This window comes from Carboxylicivirga taeanensis (assembly GCF_051851475.1).
In the GTDB taxonomy this organism is placed as follows: domain Bacteria; phylum Bacteroidota; class Bacteroidia; order Bacteroidales; family Marinilabiliaceae; genus Carboxylicivirga; species Carboxylicivirga taeanensis.
The window spans coordinates 99,918-120,831 of record NZ_JBPUSJ010000005.1; the positions used below are offsets into that span (position 1 = coordinate 99,918).

Below are 20,914 nucleotides of genomic sequence, written 5' to 3' on the forward strand. Positions count from 1 at the left end.
TAAATGCAAAATAACAAGTTAAATACAATTTGTTTTGTAATACCCTACTATGTGACGTTTGGTACTGGCGGAGCTGAAATACAGGTTTACTACCTGATTAATGAATTTTTAAATCGGGGTTGGAATGTTGAAGTCCTAACTGGAGGCAGGGGCTTTGAAGAGACCGTTCGGCAGAGTCCTTATTACGACGGACGGATAAGGTTTTTGAACTATCGGCTCAGAACCATTCGGAGTTTGGAGTTTTTTGATGTGCTCCGCTTGCTGTTCAAATGTAAAGCCCATGTTTTTTACCAACGTACCGATTTTGCTTTAAGTGGTGCTTGTGCCTGGTATTGTAAAATAAGAGGAAGGAAAATGATGTACGCATTGGCACAGGACAAAGATGCATTCCGTAGCAAATACCAAACGGCATTGAAAGCGTTCAAATACCAGTCTAAAATTAAAAGAAGCATTCGCCATTTTGATTTTTACTGCATTGATAAGTTGGTGGAATATGCCAAACAAAATGCCGCAGCCATTATTTGTCAAAGTCGGCAGCAGCAGGAGTTCATTCGTAGTAACTTTACTCGTGACAGTTATCTTATTCCAAGTTCGTTCCCGGTTAACACCACAAATGGGCAGCAGAAGAAGGAGAACATCGTGCTGTGGGTGGGCAATATGAGTAAGATTAAGCAGCCTGAATTATTTTTGAAACTGGTTGATTATTTAGCTCATACAGCTGGATGGCGTTTTGTGATGATTGGTCGGGTGAGTGAAGATTATAAATCCTTAAGCCATCCGAAAATCGATATACTGGGCGAATGCTCCTATGACGAAACAAACCGGTGGTTTGAGCGGGCAAAAATTTTCGTTAACACCAGTGAATCTGAGGGGATGCCTAATACATTCATTCAATCGTGGCTCAACCATGTGCTGGTGCTGAGCTTAAATGTTAATCCCAATGGCGTGTTTGATGCACAGCATATGGGCCTCTGCTTTCATGGCGACCTCCAACAAATGGCGGCTAGTTTGGATGACTACCTCCAGGAAAAAAGCAGGTCTGATATACTCGAACGGGCAAGCTCTTATGCCCTTGAAACGTTCGATGTGCGTAGAAATGTTGATCAACTTATTGAACTAATAAATAAATAGATATGCGGGTTATCCACTTAACAGGAAAAGATTTTTATGGGGCAGGACGTGCTGCCTACCGGCTTCACAAGGCACTGTTAAAAAATGATGTGGACTCGCTCATGGTGGTTGGTGAGAAAGAATCAACCGATCCTGAAGTGATAAATATACAGCAGTCGGCCTGGGCTAAATGGCGGCGCAAGCTGATGATTAAAATCGAAAAAGCCCTGTTAAAACTCACTCCCGGCACTCTGTTCTCCAGTGGTATTTATGCGTTGCGACAAACGAAGCGTATTAATCAACTAAAGCCCGATATTGTGCATATTCATTGGATAAATAGAGGCTTTTTTGATGTTCGTTGTTTGAGTAAAATTAAAGCCCCGGTTCTTATTTCCATGCACGATATGTGGTATTACACCGGAGGCTGCCACTATGCCACCAATTGTTTTAAATACCAAAGTAGCTGTGAGGGATGTATTCGTGCAGCGAACCGTTTTACCGCGCAACAAGTCAGTCAATGGCAGGCCATTAAATCAACCGTTTATCAAAAAACAAATCAACTGGTTTTTGTGGGTTTAAGCCGTTGGATGACACAATGTGCCAATAATAGTGCCTTGTTACGACATCAGCGGGTAGTCAACCTGCCTAACTGCATCGATACCAGTAAGTATGCGCCGACAGAAAACCCGAAACAGCAACTGGGCTTTCAATCGGATAAAAAGCTTATTCTTTTTGCGGCTGTTGATGCCTTGTCGGATGCAAATAAGGGATTTGCCCTACTCGAAAAGGCCCTGTCCTTCTTATCGGCTGAGCGCTATGAACTACTTATTTTGGGCGACAAGGGAAAGAAAGCATTTGCAGATACAACCTTTAAAATTCATAACACAGGTTTTGTAACAGACGACGATTTGTTAATTAAGTACCTGTCAGCGGCCGATGTGGTGGTGGTGCCTTCATTGATGGAGAATCTGTCCAATATGATTATGGAAGCCCTGTCGTGTTCAACACCTGTAGTGGCCTATGCAACTGGCGGAAATGGTGACATGATTGAGCACCAGGTTAACGGCTATCTGGCCGAAGCTTTTTCAGCAGCCGATTTGGCAAACGGGGTTAATTGGTGTTTAGAGAATGATGAGCGCCAAATGACTTTATCCACCCAAGCGCGCGGCAGTGTCATCAAAAAATTCAATGAGGAATTAATTAGTAATCAATACCTTAAATTATATCAGGAACTAACTGCACCAAATGAAAATTAATACCACCAAAATAACAGATTACCTGCTGGTTTACTTGCTGGTTGCATTTTCAGGTATTCCTTTCTTTTACCGGGCACGGGTTGAAGTTTTACTCGTATGCATGCTGTTTCCTTTAGCGGTTTTTATCTATCGACGAAAACGCATTGATAAGCTATTTATTGCTTATGTTGTTGTAGCGATGGTGATTCAGGCCGGACAGATGCTTAAGTTCTATTATCTGCCCATGACCAGTTTTTTAGGTTTACACATTCGCCTCTTATTTGCCTATCTGATTATTCGCACCGTGGGCACCAAATTCCCGGCTTACTTTATCACACTACTGGTCGTATCTGTGGTCATTAGCTGGTTGTTTTATTTCCCTTCGTATATTTCATCTTTCGAATCTTTGCTGACCGATCGGATTACGCCACTTTTTGAGCATCCATTTTATAAAGCGAGTAATTACAAGGTGCCCGATAACCTGATTGTTTACACCGCCAATACCAAAGGGGAGGCCATTGGTTGGTTAAAACGCAACTCAGGCCCATTTTGGGAGCCGGGTGCTTTTGCCGGTTTTATCATTGTGGCATTGCTGTTCAATGTGATTATGAGTAAGCAGTTGCTAAATCGCAACGGTGTTTTACTCATGGCTGGCTTAATTACCACCTTTTCTACTTCGGGGCTCGTGGTGCTTGGCTTGCTGATTACAGTTTATGTGTATTTTCGTTCAAACCTGCTCAAGCGGCTATTGTTACTGCCCGTGCTCCTAATCGTCTTTATTACCCTGTACAATAGAGTTGATTTTATTGGCGCAAAAATTCAAAGTAAAATTGCCTTTACCTCTCAAACATACAATACCCGTTTTAAAAGTGGACTAACTGATTTGAAGGATCTTACCAAAAGCCCTTTTGTTGGGCTGGGGCAAGCAAAGGAAACCCGTTTCGCAGGCGAAACTGATGAACGAACCATCCACCGAAACAATGGTGTCACCAACTTTCTGGCCACCTTTGGTTTAGTAGGGTTTTCACTCTATTTTATATTGATGTACAGCTCTTTTCAGAGCCTATGCAATTATTACGGTTTCGATCGCCGTTTTGCAGTATGGGCTTTGCTTATTATCCTGATGATTGGGTTTTCCGAAGAATATTTTAGCAAAGTATTTTTTATGGCCTTAAGCATGATGGTCATCTTGTTTGCCGGTCGTGATGAAACAATTGATAAAAGCCATGTCTGACTATGAAAGTATTTGTAGTAATAGCGGTATTTAACCGGATAGAACATACTTTGGAATGTTTGCGTTTGCTGGATAAGCAGGATCATAAAGATTTTAGTACTATTGTTGTTGATGATGGTTCAACGGATGGGACTGCCGAACAGATAAGTAAGCTGTACCCTCAGGTGATACAGGTTAAAGGGACCGGTAACTGGTGGTGGGCCAAATCGATGAATAAAGGTTTTGAATGTGCACTTGAAAATGGAGCTGATGTCGTTATCACCCTGAATAACGATGTTATTTTCAACGAAACACTCTTATCCGATCTTTTGGACTTGCATCAGCAGCATCCCCAAAAAATAGTGGGCTGTTTAAACACTACCATGGATGGACGTATCTTTTTTGCAGGTATTAAGAAAGTTAGTTGGTGGAAAGCTAAGGAGTATAAGTACTACAAGGCCTTTTCGGCACCCAATTATTCATTGAGTGGCGTCCACCCAACCGTTTGCCTCAACGGGCGGGGGACTTTAATTCCTGCTGAAGCTCTGCGGCAAACACAAGGCTTCGATGCCGAACATTTTCCTCAGTATGCCTCTGATTATGATTTTATTTTGAGGGCTGCCAAGTGCGGCTTCGAGAGTTTAATCAGCTGGGATATTCGTATTCAGTCTGTTATTGAAGAAACAGGCAGTGGGCGAAGTTTTATCTGTCAGCCGTGGCGCGATTTTTTGCGCTCTTTTACTAATCCGCATGCCTCCACCAGTGCCCGAATGCTTTGGTATTATTATAAGCGCCATGCCGGGGTGGAGATGTTAAGCGGATTGCCCTTACAGTTTATGCGAACAGTGCTCGCTTTTTATCGGAAACGTAATATTTTGGAGGAAGCAACATGAAGGTATCGTTTATTGTTATCGGAAAAAACGAGGAGTCAACGATTCAACGCTGCCTTCAGAGTGTGATAGATACCATTAAAGTTAACCGGCTGGAGGCTGAGCTGTTGTATGTTGATTCCCAATCAACGGATGACAGCCGAAATATTGCTAAAAGGTTTTGCCGGGTCTTCCTCATCAATGGGCCTTGTAATGCCGCTATTGCCCGCAACATTGGGGGCCGGGAAGCCAAAGGGCAGATCCTCGTGTTTTTAGATGGTGATATGGAGTTAATGCCCGATTTTATGCCACACATTTTAACAGCTGAAGGGGGCTTAAAGTACCCTTTTGTGTCGGGTAACTTTATCAATTATTATTATGATACGGATGGTAATTTTTTGTCAAAAGACTATTACCGAAAAGTATATTGTGCCACCGACACCTATCAGCCCACAACTGGCGGGCTGTTTGCCATCACCAAACAACTGTGGGATGAGCTGGGTGGCATGCGCCCCAAGTTTAAAAGGGGGCAAGACCTGGATTTAGGCTATCGATTGGCTCAACGGGGTATTTTATTGCTTCGCAAAAAAGAAACCATGGCCATTCATCATACCGTTGATTACAAGTTTTCTGCCCGTTTGTGGAAAGATCTTATCAGTGGAGCCGGCATGTATGCGCGTTCTGTTTTGTACCGGAGTCATTGGAATAACTCCTATGTACTGAAGCGCCTATTGACCAGCGACCCCACTTTACTTCTGTTGATTTTCTCAATAGTGGCTGCTCTTGTGATGCAGTCGGTTTGGCCGCTGGGACTGTATTTGCTCGCCACCATTGCTGCTGTAGCTTATGCCATGCGCAAACAAATGACGCTGCAGTTTTTTGAGCGTTGTGTGGTGCAAATTCTGCGAGATGTTCAAATGATGTGCGGGCTGTGCTTGTTTTTTCCCTCAAATAAAGTAAGCTATGTCTATGAAGAGCTATAAGTCTATCATCCGCAGATTATTGACCATTATGGCCGGTTTGCTGCCATTTAAGTTGCTAAGACGTTGGGCCGCTGCGGAGCTGGTATGTGTCAACTATCACAGTATCAAAGGGTGGGAGGGAGATGCCCTGCTTCAGAAACAGCCCTATCGTACGCTCGAGGCATTTGAAGCGGATATTGCTTTTCTAAAAAATAATTTTCAGTTGGTGAGTATGGATCGGCTCGTCCAATGGAAAAAGCAAGGGCGTCCTTTACCCGAAAATAGTGTGTTTATCACCATTGATGATGGTTTAAAAGTGGTGCATGATCTAATGTGGCCTGTTTTAAAAAAGTATGGCGTGACACCGGCCCTTTTTATCAACCCGGCTTTTGTAAATAATGAGGACTTGCATTATAAACGAAAGAGAGATCTACTGTTGGCGAAGTGCCGTAGTGATGTTACAAAATCCAGTCTGGAAGAGAAGTTTCCATGCTATTTGAATCAAACAGTCAACTATAAAGACAAGCTCGATGCAATTACATACAACGATCGGATTCTACTTGATCAGCTGGCTGAGAAAGCAGCTATAAGTTTTTCCGCCTATTTAGCTGCGCAGCCGGTCTATTTAAATCAGGAAGAGTTGCAGGCCCTGCAAAACGAAGGCTGGTTGATTGGGGCACACAGTATGGACCATCCGCCATACAGCGAGCTGCATGTGGAAGGGCAGGTGCAGCAAACACTCGATAGCCTTCGTTACGTGCAGGAGCATTTTGGTGGACCATATCGTTTAATGGCTTATCCGTCGAACGACAGTCACTTAAGGGTAGCTTTGTTTGACCAAACAGCAGCTGCCTGCGATTTGTCTTTTGGGGTGCAGGGCCTGAAGCAGGATGTTATTCCGAATCACATCCACCGTATCGCTTTGGAAGATACGGCCTGTAGTGCCAAAGCGGCCTTGAAGGCCGAGTATTTAAAGTTGATTATTCAAAAACTATTTAAAAAGGCTGTTCACCAGCGAGAGGCATAGCTATGGCTAATAACAAACAGATACTTCTGGAAAATACCATGTGGCTATACATGGCTAAACTGGTTGTGCAGGTCTTGGGGCTTCTGGCTTCCATTTTGGTATTGCGCAAACTGGAGGTAAATGTATATGGTACCTATGTGCTCTTATTTGGTATGTTTGCTTTATTTCAGTTGTTGGTTACCAGTCCCTTGAAGCACGTGCTGCTGCGTTTCATCCCTGGGTTAAAAGAAAAATCCGACCGGCGGGAGATAAAAAGACTACTCAAAGCAGCGCTTACCATTGCTTTGTCGATGGTTGCATTGATGCTATTGGGCACTTATGTTTTTCGTCAACAGTTGGCTGATTTTTTCAATATCGAGCAGTTTGATAAATATTTTACCTTTTTCATCCTGTTTGTGTTTTTTTATGCCATGCGGCATTTGGCTGAGATATTACTGATGGCCTTATTGTTACATAAAAAAATGGCCATTTTAAATGTGTTGATTACCTTATTCCGAAGTACGGCCTATATCGTGTTTCTCAACCGTCTGGATGTCAATTTTCTGTTGGCCATTGAAGCACTATTATCGCTGATGTATGCCATCATTGTAGTCAGTTTTATTACTAAAAGTCTAACAGACTTGAAGATGCCCTTGGGCGAGCCCCTTGATACTGGTTTACGGCATCGAATAAAGCGTTTCTGGTTGTATTCGATCCTTACTGAGTTTGGAGCCGGTATTATTGGCCGCACCAGCGACACCTATATTGTAGCGGCTATATCAAATCCTTACAGTGTTGGTATTTATGGCTTTTCAATTAAGATTTACGAAATATGCTATAAGTTACTGCCCATAAGAGAGTTTGAGTCGGTGGTCAAGCCTGTTTTTTTTAAAAAGTTTGACCAGAATACCAGTGATATAGAGTTGAATAGGGTATATAATTACAGCGTTAAAGTGCTTTTGCCTTTGTTTATCTTCCCGTTTTTATACTTTTTGCTGTTTGGCAACGACTTTATTATCAATATTTTCGGTGATAAATATGCTGATGCCTATTGGGTTACCACCTTAGTGCTATTGGGGTTATTGACCAATGGCGTTTTCTATCCGCTAATCATGTTGATTCAGTTAAAAGAGCGCCTCGAAATTGTTTTGCTATCCCGCATTGTGGTGGTGTTGAGCTTATTTTTAGGCATCTATTTAATGAAAGCGATAGGTATTGTGGGGGTAGCCATGGCCACTGTTATTGGCGAACTCGTTAAAAATTTAATCATGTTTTGGATGTTCAGGCGGCATTGCACCATTTCTTACGAATGGCGAACATTCAGAAATTATGGCTTATTAATTCTGAGCTCTGTTGCATTGTTTTACCCGCTTGAGTGGGCAACCAGTGGTGTTTTCTTTTGGGTAACAGAAAGTATTTTATTGGTGATGTATTACGGATGGTTCGTTTATCGCTTTCACCCGCTGAATATCAAAGAAATTGAGCTGTTTATCAAAACTTTTAGGTCGAATAAGAAAGTTGCGCGTATCTGGGATAAAGTGCAATTACTGATAAATGGCACACGGATCAGGAGTGGATAAGCTGATGAATTTTGGCATTAAATTGATTTTGTGATTAACAGAAGCTGATATAGCAGTTATTAAAATAAATCCGGATATGAAAAACTACATACCTCACATTGGAGTGCTTGGTTTAAAAGGCATTCCGGCAATTGGCGGAACGGCGACAGTAGGTGAAAATCTGGTAAAGGAATTAAATGATCGTTACCGCTTCACGGTTTATGCCACCGCATCGCATGCATCCGCTAAGCAACCTTACCCCAATGTTTATCAGTTTATTTTTAAAAAACTGTTTCCTCATAGATTGAATATCTTCTATTACAATTTAATGGCAGCTTTGCATGCACTCTTGTTTGCTAACTATGATTTGGTGCATACGCATCAGATTGATACGGCCTATGTAGTGCCTCTTTTGCGTTTGAAATACAGGGTGGTTTCTACCCACCATGGACGCACGTATAATATGGATAAGTGGGGGCGAATCATGCGGGCTTTTTTTCGAAAAACAGAAGGTTTAATGATGAAATATGCTAACCAGGTGACTTTTGTTTCTGATTTGGAGCGGGAGCATGCTGAGAAAACCTATGGGGGCAATTACCTGACCATAAAGAATGGTGTTGACCCCTACCATGCAATAGGAGAGAAACCTAACCTGGAGGATTATGTAATGTTTGCTGCTGGCCGAATTATACCTCTCAAAGGGTGCTTGGTGTTTCTTGAAGCCCTGAAGAAGATCAATTATGAGGGTAAAGTGGTGGTTGCTGGTGATTACAACCAAATACCGGAACATGGGCAACAGCTGTTGGCATATGCTAACGATTTAGATATCGATTTCGTGGGAATGATTAAGGATAAAGCCGTTTTGATGGCTTATGTCAAGAATGCTTCCCTTTTTGTGTTTCCGTCGTACTCAGAGGCAATGTCGCTGATGCTCTTAGAAGTAATTTCGATGAAAACACCACTTATTTGTAGTGATATACCGGCCAATAAAGCCATTTTGAGTCATCGCGAAGTAGAGTTTTTCAAGGTCGGTGACAGTAATGATCTGGCAACAAAAATCATGCATTTTTTGGCCAATCCCGTTCAGTTTGAAGCAAAGGCTGATGAAGCCTATAAGAAACTGATTCAGAGTCATCAGTGGAAGGATATTGCTGATGAGTATAGTGATATTTATCAAAATATTTTAGTGTAGATGGGGAAGCGCTTACTCAAAGAGTTGGTTATTAAGAATATTCTGAGATTTTCAAGGAGAGGCTTGGTGTACTTTGGACATGGTGTATGTAATTCGTTCAAAGATAAAAATATAGAGTTGTTGCATCTGCCTGCCGACGACCTGATCAATGTGATTGAGTTCTGGAAACGGATGGGTGTTGATTTTATCAGCATGGAGCAGTTGTTGGTAAAAAGCCGGCAAAACTTTGCGAGCAGCCGGCCCTGGATTCATTTTACTTTTGATGATGGGTATCATAATAACCTGAGTACTTTATTGCCCATAATGGAAAGGTATAATATTCCGTTTACCGTTTTTGCCTCAACAGGCTTAATCGAACAAAACAGGCGCATGCCTACCTACCTTATTCGAACAGCCATTATTCATACACGCAAACAATTCAATCACCACTTGCTTCAACTCAACGGGAATGAGAGTTATGGCAAACGACTGAGGTATGCTCAGCGATTAATTGATACCTATAAGCAAATGACTTTTGCTGAAGGTGTCGAGTTACTCTCTTTCATTCAGCAACTTCTGACACATGAAGAGTGGGTGCATTACAACCAACTTTATGATAATGATCGCTTATTAACTGTTGATGAATTGAAGCAGTTGGGGCAGCATCCATTGGTTACACTTGGTGCCCATGGCTACTATCATGTTATATTGCATCAGTATCAGTCAGAAGAGATAATCAGGCAGGAACTCCTTAAACCACTTGATTATTTGGATGGAAATCTGCTGACTCATGCCTATCCCAATGGTAGGAAACAGGATTATACGGTACAAAGTAAAACGATGGTCAAGGAAATGGGCTATCAGCTAAGTTTTACTACGGAGGACAGTTTTGTCACGCCACACACCTCATTCATGGATTTGCCGCGCCTAAGTCTAACTCCCAAAGGAGGTGGCGTAGCAAAAAAATGGATTGCCCATATGTTACCTTAAAGGTGATACCGTCAACTATTTAAGAGGAAAGTATCAAAGGCAGCCTTGTTCCAAATTATTTCTCAGGGGGAATCCAACACAAGTGAGTATCTGTCATCTCATTAACCAATAAAGTCATTGATAGTTAGCGCCTTGTAGATGATTGAAGCCAGGTATCCGTAATCAACAATTAAAACTTTTATTGGTGAGAGGCCAATCGCGCCTTTGCAGGATTGGAGATGTTTATAACAGAATGTTTTATTATGAAACATCTTATTATAATCAGGTGTTTCATCCTGCATTTATAGGTATTCATCATTTTTTTCACTTTGATTTACAATTTATTAAGCAACTCATTTTTAAAACTGGTAAATTTACTAGAACTGACTATAAGAGTTTTACTTCGATGTTGATCTGGAAAGGAACTGCATATAAAGCCAAGTACTTTCCTTGTTCGATTGCCGATGTTGTTCCCTAATCCAAAGTTGTGAGTATGAAAAGAAATCAGATTTTTAGTTATTTATCAGCTATATTGTTGGCATTGCCGCTATCGCTTATTGCGCAATCCAATGGTGACTTTCGGTCTAAAGCTGATGGAGCATGGTCCAACCCAGGTAACTGGGAGTATTACAATAATGGCTGGACAGATGCCACAGAATATCCTGGATCCTCAGTAACACCTGGTAATGTTGAGATTGCCAACTCGCATAATATTACGCTGGACATCTCACCTGATTATGCTATTCCGGAATTAACTATCGCTCAAGGTGACGCGTTGTCGGGCATTACCATCGACAATGGTCATGAACTAACTGTATCAGGAACAGTAAGTATCAGTTCTGATACCCACGGTGTAGCTAAGTATATTGAGGTTAATACTGGAGTTTTAAATGCAGGAACTCTTACCTTAAGCACTGGAAACTCTGATGACATGGATGCCTATTTGGTCATTTTTACAGGAACAGTCAACGTGCTTGGTGATGTCAATATGAATAACTCGCTATTGCAAACCTATATCAGGTTCAGAGATGATGGTCTGTTAACCATTGCAGGCTCCATTAGTGGCGGAGGAATCACAAGTGATGATGATGGCCGCTCACCACGCGATGGAACCATTGAGTTCAACGGAACTGACGAATTGCAGCTCATAAACAGTAGCTACACCTTTAATAATGTGAAATTTACTAATGCAGCAATTAAACAGCTTGCTGCCAATATAGCTGTTAATGAAAACTGTGTGGTTGAGTCCAATTTGTATTGTGCTACGTATTTAATTACCAATGATTTGGCGGCCAGTTTCTCCCTTCTACCTAATGCAACACTGGGTATTGGGCATGCAGATGGTATTGATTTAGAGGGTGCTACCGGAAATATTAGAATAGCTTCAGGGAACTATTCTAATGCAGCTAATTACATCTATAATGGCAATATGGTTCAGTCATCGGGTAATGCTGTACCTTCCTCTGTTGGTCAGCTAAGAGTTGATAATTCGACTGGCCTTACTCTTCAGAAAGGACTAACTGTTTCCAATAACTTGTATTTAGATGATGGATGGCTTGCACTGAATAATTATAACCTGATAATTGGTGCAGAAGCAGGTATTGTGGGCTCTTTTGCACCAACGAGGATGATAAAAACAGAAGGCTCCGGTCGCTTGATTAAGCAGGGGACTGCGGCTACTGACTTTAACTTTACATTTCCAATTGGCACAGGAAGCGATTACACGCCGGTTGTGATTACCAATGCAGCGGGGAGTATTGATGGTAACGGGCAGATTGAAGTAAAGGTGTTGGATGAAGCTGGGCCGGAAACACAGGCCGTAGATTTATCGAGGCACTGGCAGATGAATACTTTAAACTTATCAAGCCTAACATGCGATCTCAGTTTTAAGTATGTACCCGGCGATGTGCAAGGCAATGAAAGCACTTATTTGATTAAACGCTATGATACAGGCGCCGGAGAATGGTTCGATGCCAATGTTCCCGGGGAGGTTGGAGCTAATCCTATGACTGCCAGTGGGTCAACGGTTTTGGATGGCTACTGGAGCGCACGTGAAACAGATGTAACCTGGTATGCCTACCAATCAGGCAATTGGAACGACCCTGCCACATGGACACTCGATGCCTCCGCACAGCTGCATATAAATCCGGCCTCGGGCTTCCCGCAGGCAGCAAATGACAGGGTCGTTATTAAAAAGTCCTGCGATGTGACCATGAATATAGATAACGTCCAATGTGATTATCTCAAAATAGAGGGCGTTTTGCGGTTGGGAACAACCTCGGGGCACAGCTTTAGCCGAATAGAAGGAAGTGGAAAAGTTTTTACCAAAGGGGATAATTTCCCAATGGGCGATGCCAGCCATTTTGCAGCAGCAGGCCAGGGAACAGTAATTTTTTCAGGTGCGGCTTATTCTCTCAACACGCCAAGAGAATTCTTTAATGTGGAAATAGAGATGGATGCAGCTGCGGAACGGGTTACCCTGCTGCATAATCTGACTGTTAATGGGAGTCTTACCATAAAACAAGGTGGCTTAAGAATCAACGACAATACATCTACTGACCGCTTGACTGTTACTGTTGGTGGTCATGTTTTTGTGCACAATAATGGTTCAATAAGTGTTGGACAGGGCAATGTGGTGAATGGTGTCTACTCCATCGGCAGCGGTATACTGCCTCTTTCGGGAGAATATCACAATATTTTCCACCAGTTCATTGTAAGAGGGGATTTTATTAATAATGGCAGCGTCAGGCTAACCAATGAAGCGGCACCTAGGTATAACGAATTTACAGCGCTAGGCGCGGCAACCCTGCGTCTGCAAGGCGCCGCCAAAAGTCAACTAAGTCTTTATGGGATAACCGATTTGTACAATCTGGTGATTGATAAAGGCACTGATACTCAAAACGAAGTAACCCTGTTTGTTGAGCAGCCTTATTACTTCAGGTTGTTTGGGCCTAATAATGTGGGGCGAAATTCGGATCCTCCATTCTCCATCCTCGATCCCGAAGTAAGAAAGGCGCTGTGGGTTTATCATGGAACGCTGCGATTGACTGGAAATATTCATCTGCCAACACTGACTGAAGGGCGTGTTTATGGTGAGAATGGAGATTTTACAATCGGCAGCTCTGCCCGGATGGTTCTTGATGGCGACAACGTCATCATCTATACAACAGCAATCGAAAGCAACCAGATACCAGGTTTTGAAACCTCAGTAAGCGGAATAAATCCAGAAGGAGGCGATTCAGCTTTTTCTCTGTTTGGTGAACTGATTGTTAATAAGGGATACATCGATACCCGTAATAGTGCCGGATTAGTTTGCTGGGCAACAGATAATCCAAAGTTTCAAATAGATGGTGGAGAGGTCGTCATTCACAAGTTGGTTCAGGCAGGAGGCACTAATGGCACCTCGTTCCAACAAACAGGTGGCCGGGTAAGCGTGACGGAAGGAAGTTTTGATTTGAGTCACCCCGAAAATAATTTCATCATGTCAGGTGGTGAGATTGTGATTAGCTCTGGCAGTTTGTTGCTGGGCTCCAAACATGAAAATTATGAGGTGAGTGGTGGTAGTATCGTGTTCGAAATGATTGGTGACCTTAATATTAATTCAACAGTTCCAATTTATAATTTGATCCTAAAGAGTAGTAATGGGGTTCGAACATTAAGCTTGCTGAACTCATTAACCATAAGTAATGATTTAACGATTAATGAAGGAGTGCTTCTAGACCATAGTGGTCACTCTGTAAGCATTGGTCGGAATATGACCATTGATCAACAGGCGGCCACTTATGCCTGGGGTGCCACCGCCATTGATTATGCTAAAGGATATCTGTATGATCCAGCTGTTACTAATACGCTCATTTTTAACGGCGATAAGGATGGAGTGCTGCACATTGGTCATGCAGATACAGAAGCTATTGAATGGAAACAATTTTTCAATAATCTGACAATTGATAAAGTGGCAGGTAGTCAATTGCTGCTAAGCTCATCGGCTAATAAACAGGCAAGTGCCGTAGCAGTAGCTGAAGCTGCTCAATTGATACATGTGACTGGCGAGGTGCATTTAAAAAGAGGGCTGCTGAACCAAGGGGAGTATGCGCTTTCTCAATCTGGTCAAGTTATTGTTGATAGCGAAGCACAGCTGGGAGAGTACATTGGTGGACAAACACATTCCGATGCACTGGTTTACCTCGATGAGAATGGCGGGACCATAACAACGGAGCCGGGAGCTGTTCTTGGAAATATCCATTTTGCAGCTGGCGGGTCTGATGTTTCCTTAAGCAGTGATTTGTATATCAAAAGGTTAGATTACAGGAGTGGAAGGATTAATTTGCAGGAGCATCATCTGAAAATCGATTACCTTGATAGTGAGCAGGGCGAAGAGTATTCCGAATCGAGTAAAATGTTTGTTTCCAATGGTAATGCCACTGATGGCGGCCTGTCACTATGGGTCCCCGATGGAACTGTTGATGGGATAGATGTTGTTTTCCCGGTAGGAGGCTTAAATAAGTACACACCGTTTACAGTTAATGTTGCATCGGTGCCTGCTGGTGGCGGTTACATTAATGTTTGTCCGGTGGCCGGGGAGCTTAGTTTAACCAATCTGGCAGAAGGAGAAGCGCTGAGTTATTATTGGCGTATTCAGCATGCAGGGTTTAGTTCTTTGCCGATGATTAACGCCAAAGCTGTTTATGCCCAGAGTGATGCAGGTGCCAATGAAGCGCAATATGTTGCAGGAAGAGTCGATAGTTATTCTCCATATGCCCGCTGGTACATGCCTGCAGCAACAAGTGTTGATGAGCAAAACAATGTTGCCCGATGGGATGATGGAAGTAGTGGGCGATACCCTTTAAATGAAGCCAATTATACCATTGGCGAAGCTACCCGTTTTCAAGGGGACGTACTGGTATACTATTCGATTGATAAAAGCATGCAGCCCGGCTGGAGGGAAAGCGGCGTGTGGACGCGCAGCGATCTCCTCAATCCGGACTTGGATCCGCACGACAGTAACCAGCCTCCCGCTCCCGATTATCCTGATCTGGGCGATATTGCAGTGATTGGCTGGGTGCCTTGGGGCAATACCAATAGCTCAGGTAATGAAGGGGAACCCCATTGCGTAGTTATTGATAATACTATGGAAAGCTGTTCGGAGATTTTCTTTTCACCAATGAAAGATAATAGTGGGGCAGCGACAGCGGCCCGCTACCGCTCAAATGTTATTTTCCGGCCTACTTTGTGTTTAAAAGAAGGCGGACAGATCGATGTGCAGGCTATTCGAGGTGAAGGAAATATACTCAATCGCTACAGCGATCCGGATTTTACCAAGGTCGATCTTGAGGAGTGGGTGAGGAATGACAGCACCTATCTTATTTATGAGTTTGATACAGCCCTCAATGGAACGGTACTCTCTAATGTTCCGTCCATCAGCCCAAACATACTGGTAATTAGTGCTAATGATGGTCAGAGTGATCAAACCATAAGCTTTTCAAAGGACATCACAACGCAGGGAAACCTCGAAATAATGGGCAATGCTAACCTCCTGTTGTCTGATGGGCAATCAGGGGATGTGACCGTGGGAGGCGATTTGCTTTTTATGGAGCGCAACAGTGATGTAGCCACTGGAGGTGGAGCAGAGCTGGTGTTTGCCAGTAGCGGAAGTGCAAGGCTTGTTGCCGTGCACGGGAATCTTACTTTTTCGAACACAGGAGCAAGTATTTACGGGCAGAGTGGCGGGGATGTTGCTATCGACCACCAGCTGAATGTTTATGGCAATATTTCACAAAATTTGGACGGAGAGGGCCTGCAATTGTTTTCTGAAGAAAGTGCCGCTCTGGTAACACTTAAGCTGTTAGGAAACAGCAATATGGTTTTCGACTTGAATGACGAGAACTCTTCAAACCTTTACCGACTGGTGGTCAACAAAGGAAGCGATCAGTCTGTAGCAGCCCGCATCAACAGTCCTGTTAATTTGCATGGCCCCACAGCAGGTTCAGGTGTGCCCAAGGCCCTAGAATTAATAAGTGGAAGTCTGATTGTTGACCAGCCATCAATAAGCATCGATCTGAGTAGCGGTGATGATTACTTTATTATCCCCAATAATGCTTTGTTGGAAATAGCTGAAGGAACAGCCGTAGTAAGTGGCCAATCGGGTATTCGGCTTGATGGCACACTCATTGTGAGTGGAGGAACGCTTAATATGGGAGGAGCTGAGAATTCGATTGTTTATCGCAACTCGGGACAGTCAAAGCTGCAGGTGTCGGCAGGAGCCTTAATGGTTGGCGGACAAATCCGTCGAAGCACAGATGTTGAGGATGGAAGTCTTAAGTACTGGCAGTCGGGCGCTTCAATGGTACGAGTGGGGATAAAACCTTCAACAGTTGCCACAAGAGGTGTTTTTGAGGTGATGGGCAGTGGCAGTGAGTTTATACATGCCAGTGGCATGTTAAGCATTGAAAGTGCCGCACTCTCTTCATCAGTAGCCACCATCAACCTTCAACCGTTAAAAAGTGAGGTGAGTAAAGAGGTTGGTGTCTCTATCGGCGGAGCCGCCACACTCACCAATCAGGTTTTTGGCGTTAACGCTTCTGTTGCTCTTATGAACCTGCACGTGGATAATTCCAGTGGAAACAACCCGCAGGTAAAACTGTTGGAAAAGCCTCTGGTTTTGGATGGTGATCTGGTCATTGATGAAGGTAGTTCTCTCGATCAATCGGGACTGGATTTGCACATAGGTGCTCACTTAAATAATCAGGGAGCCTTTATTGCAAATGGAGGTACTTGTGTGTTTACCGGGCAGGCCGACCATCTGATAACGGGCAGTACACAATTTTATAATCTTGTAAAGAGAGGTTCAGCTGCCCTCAAGCTAAATCCCCAAGTTACACCTGTTTTAGTGGATAATCAGTTGACCATAGAAGGTGGTAAACTATTGGACAATGGAAATAGTCTAACCGTAAGGGGGGACATGGTATTTAACGGAACACACCATAGTTTTGATGGAGCCGGTATAATCATGGGAGGAACATCTGTTCAAAGTTTATCCGGTGAAGGAGTAATGGATGTGCTCACAATCAGTAATCCCTCCGGAGTAACTATTCCAACCGGCAACCAGCTGACGGTCAATAAACAGTTGCGGTTGCAAAATGGTGTGTTGAACATTAATAGCAACCTTCTGGTACTGAACAGTGGATGTACGATTGAGGCGATCAGTCCTTTTTCAATCAATAACATGATACAAACGAACCTGTCTTTTACTGACGGAGGCATTCGCAAGTATTTCAATGCAACACCTGTTACGTTTATTTATCCTGCAGGGGCCGGACGAAAGTACACCCCTGTTACACTGGATCTGTCTGCCAATGAGTCAACGGATGGCTATGTGGAGGTGAAGCCTGTAGCCGAATTACATCCTGTGGCGGTGGCGGAAACAAATATTTTGGGTTACTACTGGAGGATTACGTCGGAGAACATGACGGGCTTAAGTGGAGAGTTGCGATTGCAATACGAGGCAGAGGATATTCTTTTGGATGAAGGTCAATCAATTGATGATTGGATAACTGCTCATTTGCCCGCTAATGGTGCCAATAGCTGGAGTAAGAATCAGGGCGTGATAGATGCATCAAGTCAGGAATTGGTATTTGATTTGCCTGCTTTGGCAGCTGGTCTGGATGGTGATTATACTGCCGGGCTTGACACTGTTATTCCCGACGAGGTTTCGGGCTTTATTTCAGTGACCGATGGTGACTGGAATCAGCCAGCAACTTGGGATACCTATCCGGAGACTGGAGGAGCGGTTCCGGCAAACGGCCCCCAGGGAGCTGTTGTAATAATCGATGCAGGAACGACTGTATCCATGCCGGTAAATGGCATCAATGCCTACCAGACAACAATTAATGGCACCTTAGTGCAAGGCTCTACAACCGGGCATCGACTTGGATATGTCACAGGAACAGGAACGCTATCTACCGAAACAGGAGCACTGCCTATCGCCGATTATCTAATCTTTACAGCTTCAGGTGGTGGTGTGCTGGAGTTTGCCGGAACCACTTCGTATGATGTACTGGAGAACTTAGGGCAGGTAAATAGTCTTTCATTTACCGGAAGCGGCCAAAGGTGGCTGCCCGCTCATAAGCTGGTCATTAACGGAAATTTAGCTGTAAACGGGCCATTGGTGAGTAATGCTTACAATCAGAAATTAGTGTTAAAAGGGCAGTTGACCTTTAATGGAGGAGGTTTTGAGTCTGGGAGTAATACCGCTCAACTAACTTTAAATGGAGATATGCGCCAAACCATCGAGGGTTCTTCTGACCTAATTGGCAACAATGGAATCGAACACCTGGTGATTAATAATCAAGGGGGAGTTGAATTATTGACCAATGTTGAGGTTAGAAGTTGTTTGGAGCTTCTGCGCGGCGTTATTTATAATGATGCAGGCAATAGCTTAACCCTTACCGATATTGAAACAGAAGTTATTGGGGGTGGAGCAGAGGCTTTTGTGCAGGGACCTTTGACAAAACAAATTGCCAGTGGTGGCGAGTTTTGCTTTCCTGTGGGTGATGATGGCAGAGCAGGCAGTGTAATTCTTAGTAATACGCTCAGCACGGGAGCCGAGCTATGGACAGTGGAGTACAATAATCAGTCTGCAGACAGTGACGGAAAGTCAACCAATAGCATGACAGGAGACTTGCAATTTGTAAATGAGAATGAATATTGGCGCATTAAGGCTCCGGAAGGAAGCCAGGCAGAGCTGGCTATCCGCTGGGATAACCAGAGCGGTGTTGTACCGGATAATAACTTGAGAATAGCTGAATGGAGAAGTAATATGCTCTGGAATGAATTGGCTGTTGCGGCTCCTGTTATAAACGATGGAGCTGGCAAAGTTCAAACAGAAGAGAGCATTCCTTTTGAAGCGTTTGATAATACCGGAAGCTACTTTACTCTGGGGTCAGTTGCATCACAGCAGTATTCCTGGTTAGGAGCAGGAGCAGATGGTAACTGGTTCGATCCTCTCAACTGGTATAGCGGCTCTGTACCAGATGCTTCAACAGATATCACGATTGGCAATACAGGTCATGCACCATTTATTCCCGTTAATGAAGCGCCGGCTCAAGTCAATAATCTGGCCATCTACCATAGGCAGGGCTTAACCTTAGCAGCCGGTTCGCAATTGAGTGTGTTGGGTAATCTGATGACCAGTAAACTGCTATACCTCGAATCAACGCATGAACAGCCAGCCTCCTTAATGGTAAAAGGAACCATTAATGGTGAAGCAATCGTTCGGTGGAGTTTTAACAACTCGCGGGAGTGGTATATTGGCCATGCTGTATCTGAACCGAGTATGGCTTCTTACCAATCGCTGCTTCCCGCCAATGATTATGCGCTATTCGACTATAAGAATGATGGAGTGCTTGAACGTATTTCGGATGCGCCAGAAGCTTATGATTTGGCGATACAGAATGAGCTGAAAGGTTTTTTACTGACTCTGTCAAATAATGAAGCCCTTGTGACGCATAGCGGTCATTTGAACAATGACCCATTTTATCAGCGGAATCTTCAGGATGAGTGGCAAATTGTGGCCAACCCGTATGCTTCGTATTATCAACTACCAACCGAAAACGGTATTGGTACCGATTTTGAGCACACTACCGGTTCCATTTACCGCATGGTTTCGTCAGGCAACAGCGACGCTACAGTAGAGACCTTTAATACGGTTTCAGGCTTAGCTTCTCCGGTAACTTTTGCGGATGGAGTGATAGCGCCTTCACAGGCTTTTTTCATAAAAACAGAGGTGGGGCAGGCAGGTCAGCCGGTTTATATGCGCAAAAATAATTTGATGCATGATGCCAATAAATCGTCGCTGAAAGCGGCCGAACCAGAGGTGGATGTTTTAAGGGTGAAGCTGAGCAATACAATGCATGAAGATGAGGCAGTGATTGCATTGAGAGCCGATGGCAGTGAAGGGTATACGCGCCTGGATTCTGAGCAAAAGTTAGTTGCACCCAATGATATTTCCTATATCTATTCAATGATTGATAACATCAGGGCCGTAATTAATGTCGTACCTTTTGCAATGATAGATAAAGCAGTTCCACTCGGTATTCAAACTATTGCGGGTGAGCATACGATTCAAATTGATGGATTGGCTTCTCTGAGTGAAGAATATAAAATGATGCTGGAGGATACTGAAGCGGGCACATGGACGGAAATGGTGGAGAGTACTGCTTATAGTTTTGTGGCCGAAGAGGGAGAAGTCAATAATCGGTTTGTACTCCACTTTAAGGATAAGGACTTTACGAGTGGTCTTGGTGATTTAGAGACACCTGATAAGGGGAATGTGCAAGTTTATATGCGTCATGCATCAACTCTCGTGGTTGAGTGTGATTGGCAAGACGAGAAGCGCGTGATGGTTTATACAGTTGATGGTCGCCTGGTATTTAATAAAGAATTTAATGGTTCTATCTTTAATCAGGAGCTTAGTTTACAGCACGGAGTATATATTGTGAAAGTGCAAAGTAAAGACAAGAGACACGAACAAAAGGTAGTTATAAATTAATGTTGCGAGGTGTTAGCCTGATTGCTGATAGCAGCCAGTAAGCTATCGCACCGAAAAGTAAAAAGTCTGTTTCCACCTAAACTCAGGAGCACAACAAAAGTGCGTTGGCTCTTGAATCAGGGTTGAAGCAGGCTTTTTGTTTTATACGGCTTTCAAAACAGGCAAATGCTTTGATTGTTGCACTGGCAGCAATTTAGAGGCAGATGTTGGATAAGTTGGTTATTATTCACTACAATCTATAACCATATTGCCCTGAGGGGGAGATTGTTGATGG

Annotated in this window: 10 protein-coding genes; all 10 read left to right on the forward strand. The window is 43.5% G+C overall.

What is annotated here, in order from left to right; genetic code table 11:
* The first annotated feature begins 3 nt into the window (after nucleotides 1–3).
* The 10 genes from ACSX1H_RS09360 (at nucleotide 4) to ACSX1H_RS09405 (ending at nucleotide 20,640) form a co-directional block, all read left to right on the forward strand.
* On the forward strand, nucleotides 4–1,131 hold the full coding sequence (locus ACSX1H_RS09360) for a glycosyltransferase family 4 protein (RefSeq protein WP_439183595.1): 1,128 nt from the start codon (nucleotides 4–6) through the stop codon (nucleotides 1,129–1,131).
* A gap of 2 nt (nucleotides 1,132–1,133) precedes the next feature.
* The gene (locus tag ACSX1H_RS09365) at nucleotides 1,134–2,366 is read left to right on the forward strand and encodes a glycosyltransferase (RefSeq protein WP_439183596.1); all 1,233 of its coding nucleotides are present in this window, start codon (nucleotides 1,134–1,136) and stop codon (nucleotides 2,364–2,366) included.
* Nucleotides 2,356–3,579, forward strand: a complete 1,224-nt coding sequence (locus tag ACSX1H_RS09370) for an O-antigen ligase family protein (protein WP_439183597.1) — start codon at nucleotides 2,356–2,358, stop codon at nucleotides 3,577–3,579. The genes ACSX1H_RS09365 and ACSX1H_RS09370 overlap by 11 nt, the downstream gene beginning before the upstream one ends.
* A gap of 2 nt (nucleotides 3,580–3,581) precedes the next feature.
* Entirely contained in the window at nucleotides 3,582–4,451 is an 870-nt protein-coding gene (locus ACSX1H_RS09375) for a glycosyltransferase family 2 protein (RefSeq protein WP_439183598.1), read from the forward strand.
* Nucleotides 4,448–5,410 (forward strand): glycosyltransferase family 2 protein, encoded by a 963-nt coding sequence (locus tag ACSX1H_RS09380; RefSeq protein WP_439183599.1) that lies wholly within the window; start codon nucleotides 4,448–4,450, stop codon nucleotides 5,408–5,410. Before ACSX1H_RS09375 ends, ACSX1H_RS09380 begins: the two co-directional genes overlap by 4 nt.
* The gene (locus ACSX1H_RS09385; RefSeq protein ID WP_439183600.1) at nucleotides 5,397–6,416 is read left to right on the forward strand and encodes a polysaccharide deacetylase family protein; all 1,020 of its coding nucleotides are present in this window, start codon (nucleotides 5,397–5,399) and stop codon (nucleotides 6,414–6,416) included. The genes ACSX1H_RS09380 and ACSX1H_RS09385 overlap by 14 nt, the downstream gene beginning before the upstream one ends.
* 2 nt (nucleotides 6,417–6,418) lie before the next feature.
* Nucleotides 6,419–7,975 (forward strand): lipopolysaccharide biosynthesis protein, encoded by a 1,557-nt coding sequence (locus ACSX1H_RS09390; protein WP_439183601.1) that lies wholly within the window; start codon nucleotides 6,419–6,421, stop codon nucleotides 7,973–7,975.
* Between the two features lie 76 nt (nucleotides 7,976–8,051).
* A complete protein-coding gene (locus ACSX1H_RS09395; protein WP_439183602.1) occupies nucleotides 8,052–9,146 on the forward strand; it encodes a glycosyltransferase family 4 protein in 1,095 nt (364 codons plus the stop codon).
* Nucleotides 9,147–10,115 carry a polysaccharide deacetylase family protein gene (locus ACSX1H_RS09400; protein ID WP_439183603.1) on the forward strand — a complete coding sequence of 323 codons (969 nt, stop codon included), beginning with the start codon at nucleotides 9,147–9,149 and terminating at the stop codon, nucleotides 10,113–10,115.
* A gap of 472 nt (nucleotides 10,116–10,587) precedes the next feature.
* Nucleotides 10,588–20,640: a DUF8693 domain-containing protein gene (locus ACSX1H_RS09405; protein ID WP_439183604.1), complete on the forward strand. Its 10,053-nt coding sequence runs from the start codon at nucleotides 10,588–10,590 to the stop codon at nucleotides 20,638–20,640.
* Nucleotides 20,641–20,914 lie beyond the last annotated feature (274 nt).

What these genes read in the sequence shown, in the direction of transcription:
- ACSX1H_RS09400 (WP_439183603.1), top strand. Translation starts at nt 9,147, where the DNA reads ATGGGGAAGCGCTTACTCAAAGAGTTGGTTATTAAGAATATTCTGAGA.
- ACSX1H_RS09370 (WP_439183597.1), top strand. Translation starts at nt 2,356, where the DNA reads ATGAAAATTAATACCACCAAAATAACAGATTACCTGCTGGTTTACTTG.
- ACSX1H_RS09365 (WP_439183596.1), top strand. Translation starts at nt 1,134, where the DNA reads ATGCGGGTTATCCACTTAACAGGAAAAGATTTTTATGGGGCAGGACGT.
- ACSX1H_RS09390 (WP_439183601.1), top strand. Translation starts at nt 6,419, where the DNA reads ATGGCTAATAACAAACAGATACTTCTGGAAAATACCATGTGGCTATAC.
- ACSX1H_RS09380 (WP_439183599.1), top strand. Translation starts at nt 4,448, where the DNA reads ATGAAGGTATCGTTTATTGTTATCGGAAAAAACGAGGAGTCAACGATT.
- ACSX1H_RS09395 (WP_439183602.1), top strand. Translation starts at nt 8,052, where the DNA reads ATGAAAAACTACATACCTCACATTGGAGTGCTTGGTTTAAAAGGCATT.
- ACSX1H_RS09385 (WP_439183600.1), top strand. Translation starts at nt 5,397, where the DNA reads ATGAAGAGCTATAAGTCTATCATCCGCAGATTATTGACCATTATGGCC.
- ACSX1H_RS09375 (WP_439183598.1), top strand. Translation starts at nt 3,582, where the DNA reads ATGAAAGTATTTGTAGTAATAGCGGTATTTAACCGGATAGAACATACT.
- ACSX1H_RS09360 (WP_439183595.1), top strand. Translation starts at nt 4, where the DNA reads ATGCAAAATAACAAGTTAAATACAATTTGTTTTGTAATACCCTACTAT.
- ACSX1H_RS09405 (WP_439183604.1), top strand. Translation starts at nt 10,588, where the DNA reads ATGAAAAGAAATCAGATTTTTAGTTATTTATCAGCTATATTGTTGGCA.